This is a genomic window from Mycobacterium sp. C31M, from assembly GCF_053345865.1.
Genome location: NZ_JBKFAX010000009.1, coordinates 216,882 through 236,231, shown reverse-complemented (window position 1 = coordinate 236,231; position 19,350 = coordinate 216,882). Strand labels below are relative to the sequence as shown.

At 69.9% G+C, this 19,350-nt stretch carries 16 protein-coding genes; 7 read left to right on the top strand and 9 right to left on the bottom strand.

The window, feature by feature from the left end:
• Nucleotides 1-39: 39 nt before the first annotated feature.
• A complete protein-coding gene (locus ACLBYA_RS15945; RefSeq protein WP_447710376.1) occupies nt 40-444 on the top strand; it encodes a DoxX family protein in 405 nt (134 codons plus the stop codon).
• On the opposite strand, the gene ACLBYA_RS15940 is transcribed toward ACLBYA_RS15945, so the two are convergent.
• Nucleotides 429-3,743, bottom strand: coding sequence for an ATP-dependent helicase (locus ACLBYA_RS15940; RefSeq protein WP_447710418.1), 3,315 nt, complete (start codon nt 3,741-3,743; stop codon nt 429-431). The two genes, ACLBYA_RS15945 and ACLBYA_RS15940, sit on opposite strands and share 16 nt — an antisense overlap.
• Nucleotides 3,689-6,790 carry an ATP-dependent helicase gene (locus tag ACLBYA_RS15935; protein WP_447710375.1) on the bottom strand — a complete coding sequence of 1,034 codons (3,102 nt, stop codon included), beginning with the start codon at nt 6,788-6,790 and terminating at the stop codon, nt 3,689-3,691. Before ACLBYA_RS15935 ends, ACLBYA_RS15940 begins: the two co-directional genes overlap by 55 nt.
• Nucleotides 6,791-6,849: 59 nt before the next feature.
• On the opposite strand from ACLBYA_RS15935, the gene ACLBYA_RS15930 reads away from it, so the two are divergent.
• Both ACLBYA_RS15930 and ACLBYA_RS15925 read left to right on the top strand, forming a co-directional pair.
• Complete coding sequence (locus ACLBYA_RS15930) at nt 6,850-7,641, top strand: alpha/beta hydrolase (protein WP_447710374.1); 792 nt, start codon at nt 6,850-6,852, stop codon at nt 7,639-7,641.
• A 2-nt stretch (nt 7,642-7,643) separates the two neighbouring features.
• The gene (locus ACLBYA_RS15925; RefSeq protein WP_447710373.1) at nt 7,644-7,940 is read left to right on the top strand and encodes an MGMT family protein; all 297 of its coding nucleotides are present in this window, start codon (nt 7,644-7,646) and stop codon (nt 7,938-7,940) included.
• A 58-nt stretch (nt 7,941-7,998) separates the two neighbouring features.
• On the opposite strand, the gene ACLBYA_RS15920 is transcribed toward ACLBYA_RS15925, so the two are convergent.
• The 3 genes from ACLBYA_RS15920 to ACLBYA_RS15910 all read right to left on the bottom strand — a co-directional run bounded on the left by ACLBYA_RS15920 (nt 7,999) and on the right by ACLBYA_RS15910 (nt 11,177).
• The gene (locus ACLBYA_RS15920; RefSeq protein ID WP_447710372.1) at nt 7,999-8,853 is read right to left on the bottom strand and encodes a TIGR02569 family protein; all 855 of its coding nucleotides are present in this window, start codon (nt 8,851-8,853) and stop codon (nt 7,999-8,001) included.
• Nucleotides 8,854-8,890: 37 nt separating this feature from the next.
• Nucleotides 8,891-10,081 carry an adenylyltransferase/sulfurtransferase MoeZ gene (gene moeZ / locus ACLBYA_RS15915; protein ID WP_447710371.1) on the bottom strand — a complete coding sequence of 397 codons (1,191 nt, stop codon included), beginning with the start codon at nt 10,079-10,081 and terminating at the stop codon, nt 8,891-8,893.
• A gap of 103 nt (nt 10,082-10,184) precedes the next feature.
• Nucleotides 10,185-11,177 carry a DUF3152 domain-containing protein gene (locus tag ACLBYA_RS15910; RefSeq protein WP_447710417.1) on the bottom strand — a complete coding sequence of 331 codons (993 nt, stop codon included), beginning with the start codon at nt 11,175-11,177 and terminating at the stop codon, nt 10,185-10,187.
• Nucleotides 11,178-11,556: 379 nt separating this feature from the next.
• Here ACLBYA_RS15910 and ACLBYA_RS15905 point away from each other — a divergent pair, with 379 nt between their 5' ends.
• Complete coding sequence (locus ACLBYA_RS15905; RefSeq protein ID WP_447710370.1) at nt 11,557-12,216, top strand: TetR/AcrR family transcriptional regulator; 660 nt, start codon at nt 11,557-11,559, stop codon at nt 12,214-12,216.
• On the opposite strand, the gene ACLBYA_RS15900 is transcribed toward ACLBYA_RS15905, so the two are convergent.
• Complete coding sequence (locus tag ACLBYA_RS15900) at nt 12,213-12,461, bottom strand: DUF3107 domain-containing protein (RefSeq protein WP_447710369.1); 249 nt, start codon at nt 12,459-12,461, stop codon at nt 12,213-12,215. The two genes, ACLBYA_RS15905 and ACLBYA_RS15900, sit on opposite strands and share 4 nt — an antisense overlap.
• Before the next feature lie 219 nt (nt 12,462-12,680).
• Here ACLBYA_RS15900 and ACLBYA_RS15895 point away from each other — a divergent pair, with 219 nt between their 5' ends.
• Nucleotides 12,681-13,502, top strand: coding sequence for a hypothetical protein (locus ACLBYA_RS15895; RefSeq protein WP_447710368.1), 822 nt, complete (start codon nt 12,681-12,683; stop codon nt 13,500-13,502).
• A 3-nt stretch (nt 13,503-13,505) separates the two neighbouring features.
• Here ACLBYA_RS15895 and ACLBYA_RS15890 read toward each other — a convergent pair whose 3' ends face one another.
• Nucleotides 13,506-14,186 carry a ferritin-like fold-containing protein gene (locus ACLBYA_RS15890; protein ID WP_447710367.1) on the bottom strand — a complete coding sequence of 227 codons (681 nt, stop codon included), beginning with the start codon at nt 14,184-14,186 and terminating at the stop codon, nt 13,506-13,508.
• Between the two features lie 23 nt (nt 14,187-14,209).
• Nucleotides 14,210-15,421 carry an FAD-dependent monooxygenase gene (locus ACLBYA_RS15885; RefSeq protein WP_447710366.1) on the bottom strand — a complete coding sequence of 404 codons (1,212 nt, stop codon included), beginning with the start codon at nt 15,419-15,421 and terminating at the stop codon, nt 14,210-14,212.
• A gap of 302 nt (nt 15,422-15,723) precedes the next feature.
• Here ACLBYA_RS15885 and ACLBYA_RS15880 point away from each other — a divergent pair, with 302 nt between their 5' ends.
• Nucleotides 15,724-17,211 (top strand): DEAD/DEAH box helicase, encoded by a 1,488-nt coding sequence (locus tag ACLBYA_RS15880; RefSeq protein WP_447710365.1) that lies wholly within the window; start codon nt 15,724-15,726, stop codon nt 17,209-17,211.
• Nucleotides 17,208-18,464, top strand: a complete 1,257-nt coding sequence (locus tag ACLBYA_RS15875) for an Rv3212 family protein (RefSeq protein WP_447710364.1) — start codon at nt 17,208-17,210, stop codon at nt 18,462-18,464. Before ACLBYA_RS15880 ends, ACLBYA_RS15875 begins: the two co-directional genes overlap by 4 nt.
• Nucleotides 18,465-18,503: 39 nt before the next feature.
• On the opposite strand, the gene ACLBYA_RS15870 is transcribed toward ACLBYA_RS15875, so the two are convergent.
• Nucleotides 18,504-19,301, bottom strand: a complete 798-nt coding sequence (locus ACLBYA_RS15870) for a ParA family protein (RefSeq protein WP_447710363.1) — start codon at nt 19,299-19,301, stop codon at nt 18,504-18,506.
• Nucleotides 19,302-19,350: the final 49 nt, after the last annotated feature.

Here is a 19,350-nt window from a genome sequence, read left to right as displayed (position 1 = left end):
TCACCGATCTGCGCGGGATGGGCACGCCACAATGTAACCATGACGACCCCCACAACCGGAGTTGAGCAACAGGCAAACGCGGCGCGCGCCACAAAGATGGGCGTGTGGCTCGTCGGGATGGGTGTGCTGCACTTCGCGGCGCCGAAACCCTTCGACACCGTCGTGCCCGAGGAACTGCCGGGCAGCGCCCGGTTCTACACGCTGGCCTCCGGCGTGGCCGAGGCAGCAGTCGGCGGCATGCTGATCGCTCCGAAGACCCGACGCCTCGGCGCGCTGGCCGCGATCGCCCTGTTCCTCGGGGTGTTCCCGGCCAACGTGAACATGGTGCGCTTGTGGTCGCAAGAGCCGCGCAAGTCTCTTCCCCTGCGGATCGGCGCGTGGGCCCGGCTGCCGCTGCAGGTCCCGATGATCACTCAGGCCTACAAGATCTATCGCACCTCCTGAACCTGCGGACCCGCGTCGACCAGCAGGCCCGCCAACTCGTCGGCATCGGGCAGTACATCAGGGATGACGGTCACCCCGCTGCGCACATAATGGAACGCGGCTCGCACCGATGTAGGCGGGCAGTCGTGCAACCCGGCCCACGCCAGCCGGTACACGGCCAGCTGGATCGCCGCATGCTGCTGCGCCTCCGGGGTGGCCGGCGGGTCGCCGGTCTTCCAGTCGACGACCACCACGCCGCCGTCGGGTTCGGCGAAGACGGCGTCGATACGGCCGCGCACCACGGTCGGATCGTCCTCGCCGTCGCTGCTGCCCAGGATCATGTCGAAGGGCACCTCGACATCCAGCGGGGTCCGCGCCGCCCAGGACGATGCGGCGAAAGCCTCCTGCAGATCGGCGAGTTCCTCGGCGTGCGCACGGCCGGTGTCGCCGTCCACCGCGCCCGGAAGATCGTCGAGGTCGAAGAGCCGCTCGGCATGGAAGAACCGCTGCACCCATTCGTGAAAGGCCGTGCCCAGCAGGGCATGAGGATCAGGCCGGGCCGGCAGCCTCCGGCGCAGCCGGGCAAGCGCTGCGGTGCGGTCCTTGCCGAGGTCGACCAGGGTGCTCACCGACAGCTGCCCGGGTAGTGCCACGGGTGGCACTACGGCGGCGCGTTCCCGTTCGGCCAGCAGCGCGTCGACATCGGCGGCCCAGTTCTCCCGGTCGACACCCTTGCGCGGCATCTCGGCGGCATGCTCGACCAGCGCGGCACCCCGCTCGATGTCGTGCTGCCGCGAGCCCTCGGGCGGCCACACCGCTTCGACATTGGTACCGCGCAACGGATTCAGCTCACCGTCGGCCGGGTCGGGTGCCCATTCGTCGATGACCCCGCACGGATGTCCGGCGGCCGCAGCCCGTTCGATGATCGCCTTGAGCTCCAGCAGGAACTCCGACGGCCCACGGGGTTTGGATTCGGTGGGCCCCCAGTGATGTCCCGACAGCAGCAGGGTGTCCTCCGAGCGGGTCAGCGCCACATACAGCAGTCGACGTTCCTCGTCACCTCGGCGCTGGGCCAGCATGTCCTTGTGCTCGGCGATCTTGTCCGACAGGGCCTTCCGATCGAACACATCGGAGGTGTCCAGCACGGGTACGCCATGTGCAGTTTCGCCGGCCCGGTCACCGCGCAGCAGCGGTGGAAGATCCCCGGCATCGGTCAGCCAGGTCCGGGCCATCGCGGTCGACGGGAACACCCGCCCGCTCAGGTGCGGTACTGCCACCACCTGCCATTCCAGCCCCTTGGCGGCGTGCACGGTGAGGATCTGCACCCGGTCGGCGGCCACCGCCACCTCGGCCGGCGCCAACCCGTTCTCGACCACGGCCGCGGCATCCAGGTAGGCCAGCAGACCGGTGGGCGATCCGTCGGAGCGGGCGGCGAACTCGGACACCACATCGCCGAAGGCGTCCAGGTGCTCGGTACCGCCCCAACCCGCGGGCACCGGGCGGGCCGCCCGGACCTCGGCGTCGACCCCCAGCACCCGACGCACCTCGGCCACCAGATCCGGCAGCGGGTGCCCGAGATGGGAACGCAGCCCAGTCAATTCGCGACCGAGCGCGGTGATGCGAGTATACCCGAGCGCGGAGTACTGGTCCTCGGTACCGGGATCGCAGATGGCGTCGGCCAGGCAGGCGGTGTCCGCGTCGGGGGCCGCCTGCGCGGCGATGCGCGCCATACTGCCCGGCTCCCCCGCCGCCGGCTCGTCCAGCGCCACCGCGCGCCGCCACAGCGCCGTGATATCGCGGGCACCGAGGCGCCACCGCGGCCCGGTGAGCACCCGCATCGCGGCGGCGCCGCCGGTCGGGTCGACGATCAGGCGCAGCATCGCCACCACGTCGGCGACCTCCGGGATGGCCAGCAGCCCTGCCAGTCCCACCACCTCGACGGGTACACCGCGCGCGGTCAGCGCCGCGGCCATCGGTGCGGCGTCGGCGTTGCGGCGCACCAGCACCGCCGCGGTCGGCGGGGTGTCGGTGGCCAGGTAGCGGGCCGCCACCTGATCGGCCACCCAGTCCCGTTCGGCGACAACGTCGGTCAACAGCGCAGCACGCACGGTGCCCGGCGCGGCGTCGGGGCGCGGCAGCAGTTCGCGCACGCTGACCGACCGCCGGCGGGCCGGCTCGGAGACCGCGTTGGCCAGGTGCAGCGCCTCGGCCGGATTACGCCAGCTGGTGCGCAGTTCCAGCGTCGGCGCCTGGCTACCGTCGGCGTGCGGGAAGTCGGTGGTGAACCGCGGCAGGTTGGTCGCCGAGGCGCCGCGCCATCCGTAGATCGATTGGATGGGGTCACCGACCGCGGTGAGCGCCAGACCATCGTCGACGCCGCCACCGAACAACGCCGACAAGGCGATTCGTTGAGCGTGGCCGGTGTCCTGGTATTCGTCGAGCAGTACCACCCGGTAGCGCCCGCGCAGCTGTTCACCGACCTGCGGAGCGGCGACGGCCAGCCGGGCCGCCGCGGCCATCTGCGCGCCGAAGTCCATCACCTTTTCTTCGCGCATCCGACGGTGCAGCTCGTCGATCAGGTCCACCAGGTCGGTACGTTCGGTCTGGGTCGTCAGCAGCTTCAGCAGCCACTGGGCCGGCCGGCGGTCCCGCTGATTCGGGCCGGGCGGCAGGTGGTGGATCAGGCGTTCCAGCTCGACGTGGGTATCGCGCAGGGCGGCAGTGTCGACCAGGTGCTCCGACAGCGCCCCGGACAGGCGCAGCACCAGACCGGTCACCGCGGCCGGTGTCTTGTCGGTGTCGAGCAGCGTGGGGTGCTCACACACCACCCGAAAGGCCAACTGCCACAACTCGGTTTCGCCGATCAACCGGGTGTCCGGTTCGACCGGCAGAAGCAGTCCGTACTCGCGCAGCAGAGCCCCGGCGAACGCGTGATAGGTGCTGATGGTCGGGGGCTCGTCGAGTCGGACCTCACGCCCGATACCGGTCCCGGCCAGCCGGGCCAGCCGGGTGCGGACCCGGCGCAGCAGCTGCCCGGCCGCCTTACGGGTGAACGTCAGGCCGAGTACCTCCTCGGGGCGGGCGTACCCGTTGGCGACCAGCCAGACCACCCGGGCGGCCATCGTCTCGGTCTTGCCCGCACCGGCGCCGGCGATCACGACCAGCGGTCCGGGTGGGGCGGCGATCACCGCGGCCTGCTCGTCCGTCGGCGTGAAAAGCCCCAGTGCCTCCGACAATTCGGCAGGGCTGTACTGCGGGCATACGGTCACGATCGTCCCTCCTGAGCCGGGCACATCGACCGCACCGGGCAGTGCCCGCAGCCGTCGTTGACCCGCGCAACGAAGTCCGGGCCCTGCGTCGACCGGGCGGCCTCGGCAATGGTGTCACGCCAGGCTTCTGCAGCGTCCGGGGTGAGCGCGTCCTGGGTACGTTCGGTGGCCCCACCGGCGGCGGCCTTGCCCGGATAGACCAGCAGTCCCCCGCCGGGCTCCTCGCCGTCGCCGAGCACACCCTCGGCGACCGCCAGTTGGTACATCGCCAGCTGCGCGTGCCGTTGTGCGTCATCCTTGGTGACCGGACTCTTGCCGGTCTTGACGTCGACGATCACCAACCGGTCGGCGTTGTCGCGTTCGAGCCGGTCGATGCGGCCCTTCACCTGCACCCCGGGTGCGACCATGCCGTCGACCTCGACCTCTGTGCCGACCTCGGTGTACTCGCGGCGGGTCAGTTCGCGCCACTGCACGAACGAGGACAACATGGCGCCGTGCCGGGCCAGTTCGTTGTCGGCATACCACTGCGATTCGTACGGCATGGCCGACCAGATGTCCTCCAGCTGCGACAGCAGCTGACTCTCGGTCATCGCCGAATCCGCGACCAGCGCATGGATCAACGTCCCGACCGCCGAGCGGACATCACGGCTGTCGGAGCCACCGTGACGTTCCAGCAGCCAACGCAGCGGGCAGTCGACGAGGGTCTGCAGTGTCGACGGAGACAGTGTCTGCACGTGGTCCTCGCCCGTCCACAACGGCTCGACGGTGGACGGCGCGGTCCGGCTGTGCCAGTGCGCGGGGTCGGCACCGGGCACCCCGGCTGCGGCCAGCCGAGCCAATTGTGTTGCCGCACAATCGCGGGTGTCATCGTCGACCTCACCCGCAGGCGCGCACACCACGGCGCGCAGGCGGCCGACCAGGGCGGCCGGGGTCAGCACCCGCGGTGCCGGGATGGGCGCGGGGACGGCTTCGGCGGCCGGATCCGCGCAGGCCAGCGCAGCCAGCTCGGCGCAGAACGGGGACGGCAGCAGCGCTGCGTCGCCGGTTTCGCTGTCGACGGCGGTCACCAGGACGCGGTCCCGGGCCCGGCCCAGCGCGGCGATCAGCAGCCGCCGTTCCTCGGCGAGCAACGGCGCGCGGGTGGACAACCGGGCCGCGGGACCACCGGCGTTGTCGGCCACCCCGTCGAGCACGTCGACCAGGTGTCCGGTGCCCAGCACACCGCCGCGCGGAACCGTGTTGGGCCACAACCCTTCCTGAACGCCGGCCAGCACCACAAAATCCCACTCGCGGTCCAACGCGGTGTGCGGGCTGCACACCGTCACCGCATCGGTGTGGCTGCCGGCCCCGCCGGAGGACGGCAGCGCCAGGGTGTCGATATGGGCGATCAGCCCGGCCAGGGTCGCGCCGCTGGTGCGCGACACATACTGATCGGCGACATCGAACAGTGCGGTGACCGCGGCCAGGTCGCGTTCGGCGGCGTCGGCGCCGGGGCCGCCGCGGTCGGCCACACTGACCCAGCGCCTCTGCAAACCGCTGCGGCTCCACGCCTGCCACAACGTGTTCCGCGGATCGGCAGCGCTGTGGTGGCTGGTGCGGGCGGCCCGCAGCACTGCCTGCACACGCTGCAGGCTGCGCTGCAACTCGGCCGGTAGACCGGCCGGGATCCGGTGCAGTGCCGTGCCGAGCAGCTCGCCGAACTCGCGGTCGTGGCCGAGGATGCGCCGCAGCGCGCGGCGCAGTTGGCGCAGGGTCACCGGGTCGATGCGCCCGATGGGGCCGGTGACGAGGTCGAGCGCCGCGGCGCCGGTCAGTCCGGTGGCGGTCGCCTCCAGCACGGTGAGCAGTGCCCGCACGGCGTGCTGTTGTGCCAGCCCGGTGTCCGGGGCGGGCAGGTCGACCTGCACGCCGGCCGCGGTGAGCGCCCGCCCGATCCCGGCGCCGACCCGCGGCACCGACCGGACGATGACCGCCATCTGCGACCAGGGCACCCCGTCGACCAAGTGGGCACGGCGCAGCGCGTCGGCGATCAGGGTGGACTCGGCGTGCGGGGACGCCGCGATCCGCACGGAAACCGAACCCGGCCGGTCCGGGTCGCCGGTGAACGACCGCGGCCGGTCGGCACCGGGCAGGCGGGAAGCGACCGCGCCGATGGCCTCGGCGACGGCCGCCGAGCAACGGTGTGATGCGGCCAGCGTGATGGCCGGGGTGTCGGTGCGCAGCAGGGCCGGATCGGCACCGCGGTAACCGAAGACGGTCTGGTTGGGGTCACCGGCCAGCACAGTCAGCTCGGCACCGGCCGACAGCACGCGCACCAACAGCGCGGCCTGCGGATCGAGGTGTTGGGCGTCGTCGACCAGCAGCAGCCGCACCCGGGCACGTTCGGCGGCCAGCAGATCGGGGTCCAGTGCGAAGGCGTCCAGGGCGGCGCCCACCAGTTCGGCGGCGCCCAACGCCGGCACGGTGGCCTGCGGGGCCGCCATCCCGACCGCCGAGCGCAGCAGCATCACCTGTTCATAGGAGGCGGCGAACCGTCCGGCTGCCACCCACTCGGGGCGGCCGGAGAGCTTGCCGAGGCGTTGCAGGGCGACCGGGTCGACACCACGTTCGGCGCAGCGCGACAACAGATCGCGCAGCTCGGTGGCGAATCCGGCGGTGCCCAGCGCCGGGTGCAGGGCGACGGGCCAGTAGGCCGCACCGTCCTCCAGGTCGCCGGCCAGCAGTTCGCGGATGATGCCGTCCTGTTCGGCGCTGGTGATCAGCCGCGGCGGCGGGCCACCGGTGCGCTGAGCGGCCAGCCGCAGCACCGCAAAACAGTACGAGTGCACGGTGCGGACCAGCGGTTCGCGGACCACACCGCGCATCCCGGCCGACAACAGCGCCGCGGTGACGGCGGCACGCGCCTGCATACCGAGGCGAGCCGAACCGGTCAGCAGCAGAACCGATTCCGGGTCGGCTCCGGCGGCGATGTGGGCCGTCGCCGCATCGGTCAACAGCCGACTCTTACCGGTGCCGGCCCCGCCGAGCACCCGCACCGTGCCGCGCAGACCCGGTTCGGTGAGCGTGCTCGGGGTCAGCTCGGTGTGTGGTGCGGCCATGACAGCATGACACCACGGGGGTCTGACAACCGAGCGTGACCTGCGCCTACGATCGTGAGGTGACTGCAGCCCTGCACACCTACCGCTACGGCCCGCCCGGCCCCGCGCAGATCCTGGCGATCCACGGCCTGACCGGGCACGGTCGGCGCTACGAGGACCTGGCCAACGATCATCTCGCCGAGTTCTCGGTGCTGGCACCGGATCTGATCGGGCACGGCCGTTCCTCCTACGCGGCGCCGTGGACCATCGAGGCGAATGTCGCGGCGCTGGCGGCGCTGCTCGACGGCGAGGCCCGCGACCCGGTGCTGGTGGTCGGGCATTCCTTCGGTGGCGCGGTGGCCCTGGCGCTGGCGGCGGCGCGGCCGGATCTGGTGGCCGGGTTGGTGCTGCTCGACCCGGCGGTGGCACTGGACGGAAAGTGGATGGCCGAGATCGCCGACGCGATGCTGAGCTCTCCCGACTATCCCGACCGTGACGAGGCCCGCGCCGACAAGTTGTCCGGATCCTGGGGTGAGGTGGCCGGCCGCGATCCCGCGGTGCTGGAACGCGAACTCGACGAGCATCTGATCGCGCTGTCGAACGGGCGGCTGGGCTGGCGGATCAGCGTGCCCGCCGCGATGTCGTACTGGAGCGAGCTGACCCACCCGGTCCCGTTGCCCCGCAACGGGACTCCGACCACGCTGATCCTGGCCACCCGGACCACTCCGCCGTACGCGACACCGGAGCTGATCGATACGCTGCGCGGGGCGCTGGGCAGCGATTTCACGTTGACCGAACTGGACTGTGATCACATGGTCGCCCAGGCCCTGCCCGCCGAGACCGCGGCCGTCATCCGCACCCATCTGGGCTGAGCATGGCCGCGGTCACCGAGGAACAGGTCGAGACGGTGCGGGATCTGGTCGACCGGATTCCCGCGGGCCGGGTGGCCACCTACGGGGACATCGCCGAGGCGGCGGGGCTGTCCAGTGCACGGATCGTCGGCTGGATCATGCGCACCGATTCCTCGGATCTGCCGTGGCACCGGGTGGTTCCGGCCTCGGGCAAGCCGGCACCGCATCTGGCGACCCGACAGTTGGAGCGGTTGCGCGCCGAGGGGGTGCTGGCCACCGACAGCCGAATCTCGCTGCGCGAGTACCGCCACGAGTTCTAGCGATTTGTGGAGCGAAACCCGTAATCATTACGGGTTTCGCTCCACAAATCGCAAGGAACTACAGCGCGAGACGGACGAGGGCGGCGGTGCGGGCCAGGCCGGGGAACGCCGCGGCGGTGGAGCGCGGGTGCAGCGCGTGTACCGCAAGGCGGAACATCAACGCGCGCAACAACATCTGCGGCCATTCCGGTAGCGGGTTCCAGCGTTCGACCAGCCCGTCGTCGGCCTCACCCCAGGCCAGCGCGTCGACCACCACCACCCCGGCCGCCCACGACGACGGGCGCCAGTACGGGGTGATATCGGTGATACCGGGTGCGGCGGTGCCGGCGAAAAGCACTGTGCCGTACAGGTCGCCGTGCACAAGCTGACTGGGGCTGCGGGTCGGTGTGCGCAGCGCCGCCAGCTGGTTGATCAGCTCGACCGACTTCTGTCCGTCGGCGGTGCCGGGCGCCACCCGGGCTCCGGCGGGCAGATTGTGCAGCGGCCGATCCTCCCAGGCCGCCCGGTCGGCGGCGATGAAGACGTCGACATCCGACCACGGCGCCACCGGCGGCTGGGTCAGGAAGCGCGGCCGCTCCAGCTTGGCGGTCGCCTCGTGCAACCGCACCGCGGCCGAGACCACCTCGTCATGGCGGGCTTCGGGGGTGCCTGCCACAAACGTGTCCGCGCGCCACCCGGCCACCACATAACGACCATCGGTGGAGCGGACCGGCCGGGCCAGCCGGACGCCGTCGGCGAACAACGTCTCGCGGACCTTGGCCGACCAGGCGGCACGGGCGTGATCGGCGACCATGGACAGCACGACCTCACCACACCGCCATCCGCCCTCCCAGGCGGGACCCAGCGGTACCGGCCGCAGGCCGGCCAGACCAAACGCCGCCAGCACGTGGTCGGGTGGCAGATCGTCAGTCACGGATGTCAGCCTAAGCGGTGCCAGGCTCGACACCACGTCAGTACATGACCATGTCGGGTTCGAGTTGTTTCGCCCAGGCCACGATGCCGCCCTGCAGGTGCAGTGCATCGGCGAACCCGGCCTTCTTCAACACGGCCAGCATCTCGGCCGACCGGATACCGGTCTTGCAGTACAGCACCGCGGTCTTGTCCTGCGGCACGGTCGCCAGCCCCTCGCCCAACTCGATCACCGACTTGGGGATCAGCGTCGCGCCCTCGATGTGGTTGATCTCCCACTCAACCGGTTCACGGACGTCGATCAGGGCCACCGGCTTGCCGGAGTCGAGCAGGTCGCGCAGCTCCTTCGGGGTCACCGTCGATCCGGCCGAGGCTTCGGCAGCGGCATCGGAAACCACACCGCAGAACGCCTCGTAGTCGATCAGCTCGGTGATCTTCGGGGTCGCCGGATCCTTGCGGATCTTGATGGTCCGGTAGGTCATGTCCAACGCGTCGTAGACCATGAGCCGGCCCAGCAGGGTGTCACCGATACCGGTGAGCAGCTTGATGGCCTCGGTACCCATCACCGAGGCGATCGAGGCGCACAGGATGCCCAGCACCCCGCCCTCGGCGCAGGACGGCACCATGCCCGGGGGCGGCGGCTCGGGGTACAGATCGCGGTAGTTCAGGCCCTGCTTTTCTCCGTCGACCGTGTCGGGTGCCGACTCCCAGAACACCGACACCTGGCCCTCGAACCGGTAGATCGAGCCCCACACGTAGGGCTTGCCGGCGAGCACCGCGGCATCGTTGACCAGGTAGCGGGTGGCGAAGTTGTCGGTGCCGTCCAGGATCAGGTCGTACTGGGCGAACAGGTCGACGGCGTTGTCCGGTTCCAGGCGCAGCTCGTGCAGCACAACGTTGACCAGCGGGTTGACCTCCAGGACGGAATCCCGCGCGCTCTGCGCCTTGGACCGCCCGATATCGGACTGGCCGTGGATGATCTGGCGCTGCAGGTTGGATTCGTCGACGACGTCGAACTCGACGATGCCGATGGTGCCGACCCCGGCGGCGGCCAGATACAGCAGCGTGGGCGAGCCGAGTCCGCCCGCCCCGATGACCAGGACGCGCGCGTTCTTCAGGCGCTTCTGTCCGTCGACACCCATGTCAGGGATGATCAGATGCCTGCTGTAGCGAGCGACTTCCTCGCGGGTCAGTTCAGCGGCCGGCTCCACCAGCGGTGGCAGTGACGTCACCGTGCACTCCTCGAATCGAGAAACGAATTCCTGGCCTCAATCAGACCAGGCACAGGTACACAACAGCAATTCCGGTCGATCCGTTCCCCAGTGTGCGCCGCGATCAGGCGATGGGATAGGGCCAGGGATTGAACCGGCAGGTCAGTCCGTCGGCGGGCACCGAGCCCGAATCGAACCGGGCACCGTCGTTGTTGGCGGTCGAGAATGTCTGCTGCATCATGATCGGCGCCAGCGCCCCGTTCTCCGGGCACGGTTCGTGCTGGCGGTAGCCGATGGCGTGGCCCACCTCGTGATTGATCACGTACTGCCGGTAGGACCCGATGTCACCCTGGAACGAGGTGGCCCCGCGGACCCAACGGGCCTCGTTGATGAACACCCGGGCCTGGTCGCCCAGGTAGGCCGGGTTGTAGCAGGACGCCTCCAGCGGGATGTCGTAGCCACAGCCCTCGCGGATGGTCAGCGGTGAGGTCAGCGACACCCGGAAGTCGGGCGGTCCCTCACTGTCGTTGTCGACACGCAGAAAGGCGAACTGCGGGTTGTGCGTCCAGCTCTTCGGATTCGCCAGGGTCTCGCTGACCATCCGGGCGAAGCCCTCGTCACCACCGAAGCTGGCGGTGTCCAGACCGTCCTCGACCTCGACGGTGTAGGTGAAGGTGCGCTCGGCGCCCTGGCCGACCTTGGGGCTGGTGCCCGGCACGATGTGCCAGGTCTTGGCGCCGGCCTCGGTGAACGGGCCGCCACCGGGCAGGATGCCGGCCGGCAGGTTGGCGTCGTACTGGGTCAGGCCCTTGGGCGGGGCGCCGACGATCTCGGTGCTGGGCGATTCGACCGGGGCCTGGACCGGCCCCTCGGCATTGACCGGCGCGGGCGTCGGCGTGCCGGTCACCGTCTGATAGATGACGACGACGGTGACCGCCGCCAGGATCGGCAGCGCGTAGGCCCGCCAGCCGTAGGTCGAGATGAACCGGCCGAGCCAGCTCTGCTTGCGGAACTGCTGGTGCTCGTCGCGGTTGGACCGGGCGCGTCCCTCGTCGGCCAGCGGGTCACGCTGGGCGCGCAGCGGCTCGCGCCACTGGTTGCGGGTGGCGGGCGCCATCTCCGGGTCGGTGCGCAGTTGGCCCTCGTCGGGCTCGCGGCGGGGCTGGCCCTGGTTCACATGGGTGGGCCGGCGGCGCTGGGCACGCTCGGCACCGGAACGGTTTCCCTGGTTGCTGCGTTCGCCGCCGCGATTGGGTGGTACCCCCAGCCCGTCGGGCCCACGGTTGCCCCCGCGGCGGCCCGGGTCATAGGTCACCGCACCAGAATGGCACAACGGAGCACGCATACCGTTCCGGCGCGCCACCGACACGTGTGCCGACGGCGACACCTCCATCTGTGTGCGGTAGTAATGTCGTGGCGATCGGCAGGTGACCGATTCCTGCGAAAGGGCCCAGTGTGGCGCCCACGAGCACGCTGTTTTAGAGATTGAGGACGTGATGAGCGATCTCGCCAACGCCGCCGGAGCGCGGGGCGCCAAGGCGGGCACCGGCACCACCCGGCGCGGCAATCGACTGCCCCGCGATGAGCGCCGCGGCCAACTGCTCATCGCCGCCAGCGAGGTGTTCGTCGACCGCGGTTACCACGCGGCCGGCATGGACGAAATCGCCGACCGCGCGGGTGTCAGTAAACCCGTTCTGTACCAACATTTCTCGTCGAAACTTGAGCTGTACCTCGCGGTGTTGCAACGGCACGTCGACAATCTGGTGTCCGGTGTGCGCCAGGCGCTGCGCACCACCACCGACAACCGGCAGCGGTTGCGCGCGGCAGTGCAGGCCTTCTTCGAGTTCGTCGAGCACGACAGCCAGGGGTACCGGCTGATCTTCGAGAACGACTATGTCACCGAACCGCAGGTCGCGGCGCAGGTGAAGGTGGCCACCGAATCGTGCACCGACGCGGTGTTCGACCTGATCAGCCGGGACTCCGGACTGGAGGCCCACCGCGCCCGGATGATCGCGGTGGGCCTGGTGTCCACCAGTGTCGACTGTGCGCGCTACTGGCTGGACAACGACCGCCCCATCTCGAAGGAGGCGGCCGTGGAGGGCACGGTGCAGTTCGCCTGGGGCGGACTGTCACACGTGCCGCTCACCCGGTCCTAGTCCTTGACGACCTCGGCGCCGACGGTGCCGAACCCGACCTTGCGCCCGTCGGTGGGGCCGATCTCCACATAGGTGATCTTGGCGGACTGCACCAGATAACGGCGGCCCTTCTCGTCGGTCAGCGACAGCACGGACGAACCCTGTCCCAAGGCGTCGACGATCGCCTTCTCCGCCTCGTCGGGTGACTGCGCGCTGCTGATGACCAGCTCTCGCGGGCTGTCGGCGACCCCGATCTTGATGTCCACGCTGGGCCCTTTCGGTTGGTTGGCGGTGCGTGCAATCAGGCTAGTGGACACTGCCGCACCTGCAGCAGGGAGGCGCGCTCTGGTCGTTGCGCCGTGAGCGAAGCGGGTGAACCAGACCGAGTCCGGACCGTGACCTGACCGAGAGCGCGTCAACATCATCTGTAACTTTTGCCCCATTAGCATCGAGTCAAAGGCACCGAGCGATCTGGGAATTACGTTATGAGCAGGCAGTATTCGTCATATTCGACTACCCGCGACGGCTACCGGTCGGACGACGACACCGACCATGGCGCCGGCTACGACCCGCGGTACGGCTCCGACTACCCCACCGACCGGCAGCGTCGTTACGCGGCCGCCGACGAAGCCGACTACGAAGCCGACTACGCGGCGGACTACGCGGCGGACTACGAGTACCCGCACGACTATCACGAGCAGTTGGACCGGCGCTGGATCTGGGTGGCAGGCGTCGCGGGCGTCATCCTGATGGTCGCGGTGATCTGCACCGGCGTCATCCTCGGAGGCGGCGACAGCGGCACCGTCACCGCCGCGACCACCTCGGCAGCACCGGCCGACGATGCCGTCACCGCCACGCCGACCGCACCCGCCGCCGACCTGCCCGGTATGGCCCCCGAGCGGGTCACCACCGTCACCCCGACCCCGTCGGCAACCGTGACACCCGAGGTGACGCCCACCGCCGAGGTGCCCGCCCCCGCCCAGGTCCCGGTGCCCGCCGCGCCGGCACCACCGGCGGCGATGGACCCGGCGGCCGCCGCGCAGACCGTCACCTATCGGGTAACCGGTAACCGCCAACTGATCGACCTGGTGACCATCATCTACACCGACCAGCAGGGCGCTCTGCAGACCGATGTGAACGTCGCACTGCCATGGGTCAAGACGGTGACACTGAATCCCGGCGTGACGCTGTCCTCGGTCACGGCGACCAGCGTCGGCGGTCAGCTCAACTGCGCCATCCTGGACGGCAACGGCACCGCGCTGGCCGTACAGGCCAACAACTCGATGATCGCGACCTGCACCCGGTAGCGATCAGGCCAGGCCGAGTTCCTGCATGCGGCTGATGTGGGTGGCCTGCAGCGTGTCGAAGAACTCGGACAGCTGGGCCAGGCCCTCGCTGCTGCTGACCACCAGATCGACGAGGTCGTCGCGGTCGGCCAGGACGAACTGGGCCTGGGTGATGGCCTCGCCGAGCAGGCGCCGCGACCACAGCGCCAGCCGGTGACGCTGCCGGTCGCTGGCGGTCACCGCCGCACGCACCTCGGCCACCACGAACTGCGAGTGCCCGGTCTCCGAGAGCACCGAGCGGACCACCCCGGCAGCCTCGGGCGGCAACGCATCGGAGATCTGCAGGTAGAAATCGGCCGCCAGCGCATCGCCGATATAGGTCTTGACCAAGGCCTCCAGCCAGGTGCTCGGCGTGGTCAGCCGGTGGTAGTTCTCAAGGGCCGGTGCGTATTTCGTCATCGCCGGCACGGTGTCCACCCCGCGCGCCGACAACGCGTCGTGCAGCAGCTCGTAATGGCGCATCTCGGCGGCAGCCATGCTGGCCATGTTGATCCGGCCCGCCAGGTTCGGCGCCATCCGCGCCTCCTCGGTCAGCCGATAGAATGCGGCAACCTCGCCGTAGGCCAGCAGCGCGAACAGCTCGGTGATGCCCGGGTGATCCACGGCCACGCGTGCGGGCCCGGTTTCGGACGGCGTCGAGGTCATGGACCAACCTTAAACGCCCTGCCTCACCTCACCGACGGCTGCGCGCACGGGTACTCCGGCAGCCGCAGGTCGGCACCGGCGATACCGGAGATGCGGTCGCCGACGAGCGCGTCGACAGCGCGTCCGACAGGTCCGGCCGACAACCCGGCGCCGGCGTGCAACAAGCGGATACCGAGCCGGGTGCGCGGGTTGGCCAGCCGCAGCACCGATTCGCGGACCTCGGGGGCGGTGTCGACAAACGGTTGCATGACCGCGCGGTAGGCGGCCAGCGCGGACCGGACGTCCCCACCCGCGCCGAGCTCGCCGGCCAGCACGTAACCGCCGATGAGCGCCAGGCTGGTGCCGGCACCGCCGAAGGTGGCGTTGCAGAAGGCGGCGTCACCGAGCAGTGCCACCCTCCCCGTGCTCCACACCGGCGCGGCCACCTGACCGACCGCGGAGAAGTACATCGGGGCACCGCGGTCGATCTCGTCGAGGATGCGGCCGGCAGCACCGCCGACATCGGCGAAGGTGCGGCGCAAGATGGTGAGCTGACCCGCGCGGTCGAGATCCTCGAATCCCCGGACATCGGACATGAAGGTCAGGATGGCGCGGCAGGTGCCCAGGTTGTCGGGCCGCAGGTGCACCGAGCGCCGGTTGGTGGCGTGCTGCCAGTTCCACCACCGGTCGTCGCCGTCACGGCGGGTGATGGTGGCGTAGGCGAAGTACATGCCGAGCTCGCCGACCTGGACATCGGTGACGAATCGACGCGACCGCGAGCGCAGCCCCTCGGCGATGACCAGCACATCGGACTCCAGCACCGACCCGTCGGTCAGCGTGATGGCGACCCGGTCGGCGTCGTCGACGACATCGGCGATCTCGGTGCCGAAGCGGTAGTCGGTGGACGGGGAGTGTTCGACGAGGATGCGCGACAGCTCGCCGCGCAGGATCTCCAGGTCCGCGGTCGGCCCGTCGGGGCCACCGGGTTCGCCCACCGGGAACGATGCCGCCGGCTCCCCATCGGCGGTGACGAAGCGGGTGCCGACCTCGCCGGTGCCGGCCGCCCGAACATCGGGCTCGACGCCCATGCGACGCACCACCTCGCGGGCGGCGCCGCGGATGTCCACGTTCTGGCCCTCTTCCCGACGGGCGGGAAACCGTTCGATGACGGTGGTCCGCCAGCCGTGCGCGGTGAGCTGATGGGCCAGTGCGGGTCCGGCGATCCCGGCCCCCGAGATCACTGCATGCGGGGTCACGAGACGGGTACATGCCCACCGAATACACCCGCCAAACCTGCGTAATGCCGGGTTCAGCGGCGTGACCAGCTATCATGGGTTCTCGGTGGCGACTTCGCCGGGACTCCCGGATGCCGCTCGCCACCGGAGAAATGTGCGTGCACGTGGTTCGGCCCGCCACCAAAGGCAGGGCCCGACGGAGCGGTATAGCCCGCCCAACTGGGGATATTCCGCCTTTTACTCGTCATCGTCGTGCGCGCGTGGACGCGACGAGGATTGACAAGCGAAAGGCTGTCGGCGGCCCCCAGCCGCCGGAACACACTATGACTGCACTCACCAGCAAACCGACCACCACCTTCGCCGACCTGGGCGTGCGCGACGAGATCGTCCGCGCACTGTCCGACAGCGGCAAGGAACACCCGTTCGCCATCCAGGAACTGACCCTGCCGCTCGCCCTGGCCGGCGACGACCTGATCGGCCAGGCCCGCACCGGTATGGGCAAGACGCTGGCCTTCGGCGTACCGCTGCTGCACCGGATCTCCACCGACGAGACCCGCCCGCTGACCGGCGCCCCGCGCGCCCTGGTCGTGGTGCCCACCCGCGAACTGTGTCTGCAGGTCTTCGACGACCTCAACGGCGCCAGCCAGAACCTGATGGCCGGGGACCGCAAGTTCACGGTGACCGCCATCTACGGCGGCCGCCCCTATGAGCCGCAGATCGAGGCCCTGCAGAAGGGCGTCGACGTCGTGGTCGGCACCCCGGGCCGGCTGCTCGACCTGGCCCAGCAGGGCCACCTGCAGCTCGGCGGGCTGAGCGTGCTGGTGCTCGACGAGGCCGACGAGATGTTGGACCTGGGCTTCCTGCCCGATATCGAGCGCATCCTCAAGCTCACCCCGGACAACCGGCAGGCCATGCTGTTCTCGGCGACCATGCCGGACCCGATCATCACGCTGGCCCGCACCTTCATGAACCAGCCGACCCACATCCGGGCGGAGTCCGCACAGTCCTCGCAGACCCACGACACCACCGAGCAGTTCATCTACCGGGCCCACGCGCTGGACAAGATCGAGATGGTCAGCCGCATCCTGCAGGCCGAGGCCCGCGGCGCGACGATGATCTTCACCCGCACCAAGCGCACCGCCCAGAAGGTGGCCGATGAGCTGGCCGAGCGCGGATTCAAGGTCGGCGCCGTGCACGGTGACCTGGGTCAGATCGCCCGCGAGAAGGCGCTCAAGGCGTTCCGCACCGGTGATGTCGACGTGCTGGTCGCGACCGACGTGGCCGCGCGTGGTATCGACATCGACGACATCACCCACGTCATCAACTACCAGATCCCCGAGGACGAGCAGTCCTACGTGCACCGGATCGGGCGCACCGGCCGCGCAGGCAAGACCGGTATCGCGGTCACCCTGGTCGACTGGGACGAGCTGTCGCGCTGGTCGATGATAGACAAGGCGCTCGGGCTGGACACCCCGGAACCGGCCGAAACCTATTCCAGCTCACCGCATCTGTACGAAGAGCTGAACATCCCGACCGGTGTCACCGGTTCGGTGGCCGCACCGCGGGCGCCCAAGAAGCGCACCGAGGGCGAACGCGCCGAGCGCACCGAACGGCCCGCCCGCACCCGCAACCGTCGGCGCACCCGCGGCGGCCAGTCCGCCACCGGCCATGTCGAGGGCACCGATGCGGCACCGGCGGAGGCGGCGACCGAGGATTCCGGTGCCGACGCCGACGGTGGCGAGGCCGCCCCTGCCAAGCGGCGCCGTCGCCGCCGCCCGCGCAAGGCCAGCACGCCCGCCGCGGCTGAGTGACACCAAAAATCCCCGGGTCGCTGCGCTCCTGCCCGCCGCATCCGGAGCGCCGCACCCGTGGCGATCTGATCGCGGCCGGCGCCATCGCGGCGGTGGTGGTCGTGGTCGCCGCGCTGCTGTGGTGGACCAGTGACGCCCGGGCGACGATCAGCCGCCCAGCCGCGCAGACCGTACCCAGCCTGACCCCGGCCACCGAGGTGCCGGATCGGCTGAACCAGGTGTGGTCGGAGCCGAGCGCAAAAACCACTCAGCCCCTTGTCGTTTCGGGCGCTCTGGTGACCGGCGACGGCCGTGCGGTGATCGGCCGCGACCCGGCTTCGGGGTCCGAGCTGTGGCGCTATGAGCGTGATCGGGAGCTGTGCGGGGTGACCTCGGCCTACCAGTACGCGGTCGCGGTGTACCCGGATTCCCGTGGCTGCGGTCAGGTCAGCACCATCGACGCCGGCACCGGCAAGCGTGGCCCTGCCCGCACCGCCTACGCCGATGCCGAGGTGAAACTGTCCACCGACGGCACGGTGGTGCTGTCCTATGGCGACAGCCGACTGGAGCTGTGGCGTTCGGACATGGTGCGGATGCTCAGCTGGGGCGCCTTGGATGCTCGGGTGAAACCGGATGTGCCGGTGGATCCGCTGTGCCGGCTGCTCTCGGCGCAGGCCAGTTCGGCCGCGGTGTCGATCCTGGAGTCCTGCCCGCAGCAGACCGAGCTGCGACTGACGCTGTTGCGGGTCTCCGATGAGGAGGACGTCCCCGAGGTCAAATACGAACAGCAGCCCGGGGTTTCGGTGGACACCGAGGATGCCCGGGTGATCGTGGTGTCCGACACGACCACCGCGGTGTACCTGCCCGCCCCGAAACCGGTGGTGAACATCGTCGACGACACCGGGACCGTCACGGCCAGCACGCTGCTGGATGCCGCCCCGTCGCCGAACGCGACGATGTCGCGGGCCGGCGATCTGATCACCTGGTGGACCGGGGATTCGCTGCTGGTGTTCGAGGCCGACGGGTTGAAGTACAAGTACACCGTCTCCCCCGCCGCCGAGGGCGCGCCGGTCGGGCCGGGCACCGTGATGGCCGGGCAGCTACTGGTTCCGGTGACCGACGGTTATGACGTGTTCAACGCCGAAACCGGTACCGGCATAAAACATATCGAGCTGGCCCGGGAACCCGGTGAGGCTGCCGTGGTCCCGACGGTCGCCGGGTCGACGCTCATCGAGCAGCGCGGTGACATCGTGGCGGCGCTGGCAGCGCCCTGACGGGGTTCCGAGTCTGGGACCGACACACCGGTCGCCTGTTCAGACGACCTCGGGCGTGAACGTCGCCAGCGCCTTTCCCGATTTCCAGTGCTTGAGCAGAGATTCGGCGAGCTCACGATAGGCGTTGGCGCCCTTGTTCTTCCGGCCCGCGAGCACCGATGACCCGGACGCGCTGGCCTCGGCGAACCGCACGGTGCGCGGGATCGGCGGCGCCAGCACCGGCAGGTTGTAGCGATCGGCGACGTCGAGCAGCACATCGCGGCTGTGGGTGGTCCGCGAGTCGTACAGCGTCGGCAGCGCACCGAGCAGGCTGAGCTCGGGGTTGGTGATCTGCTGGACATCGTTGATGGTGCGCAGGAACTGCCCGACCCCACGATGCGCCAGGGTCTCGCACTGCAGCGGCACGATCACCTCATCGGCCGCGGTCAACCCGTTGAGCGTCAGCACCCCCAGCGACGGCGGGCAGTCGATGACAACGACATCGAAATCGTGGGCGACCTTGGTCAGCGCCCGCTTGAGCGCGTACTCGCGGCCGGCCCGCATCAGCAGCATCGCCTCGGCACCGGCCAGATCGATATTCGCCGGCAGCAGAGTCATCCCCTCAGCCGTCTCGATCAGCGCGGCGCCCGGTTCCACGTCGCCGAGCAGTACCTCGTGCACCGAGACCGCCAGCTTGTCGGGGTCCTGCCCCAACGAGAACGTCAGACAGCCCTGCGGGTCCAGGTCGACGAGCAGCACCCGTCGGCCCTTTTCCACCATCGCCGCACCCAACGACGCCACCGTCGTCGTCTTGGCTACCCCACCCTTTTGATTGGCGACCGCTAATACCCGCGTCACACCTCCATCCAAGCACGCGGATGCAACAGATGACGGGCACGTGCGGCAG

Excerpts from the sequence above, each read along its gene's own strand:
- ACLBYA_RS15895 (WP_447710368.1), top strand. The coding sequence starts at position 12,681 with ATGAGCAGGCAGTATTCGTCATATTCGACTACCCGCGACGGCTACCGG.
- ACLBYA_RS15935 (WP_447710375.1), bottom strand. The coding sequence starts at position 6,790 with ATGGCCGCACCACACACCGAGCTGACCCCGAGCACGCTCACCGAACCG.
- ACLBYA_RS15880 (WP_447710365.1), top strand. The coding sequence starts at position 15,724 with ATGACTGCACTCACCAGCAAACCGACCACCACCTTCGCCGACCTGGGC.
- ACLBYA_RS15945 (WP_447710376.1), top strand. The coding sequence starts at position 40 with ATGACGACCCCCACAACCGGAGTTGAGCAACAGGCAAACGCGGCGCGC.
- ACLBYA_RS15910 (WP_447710417.1), bottom strand. The coding sequence starts at position 11,177 with ATGGCGCCCGCCACCCGCAACCAGTGGCGCGAGCCGCTGCGCGCCCAG.
- ACLBYA_RS15925 (WP_447710373.1), top strand. The coding sequence starts at position 7,644 with ATGGCCGCGGTCACCGAGGAACAGGTCGAGACGGTGCGGGATCTGGTC.
- ACLBYA_RS15890 (WP_447710367.1), bottom strand. The coding sequence starts at position 14,186 with ATGACCTCGACGCCGTCCGAAACCGGGCCCGCACGCGTGGCCGTGGAT.
- ACLBYA_RS15905 (WP_447710370.1), top strand. The coding sequence starts at position 11,557 with ATGAGCGATCTCGCCAACGCCGCCGGAGCGCGGGGCGCCAAGGCGGGC.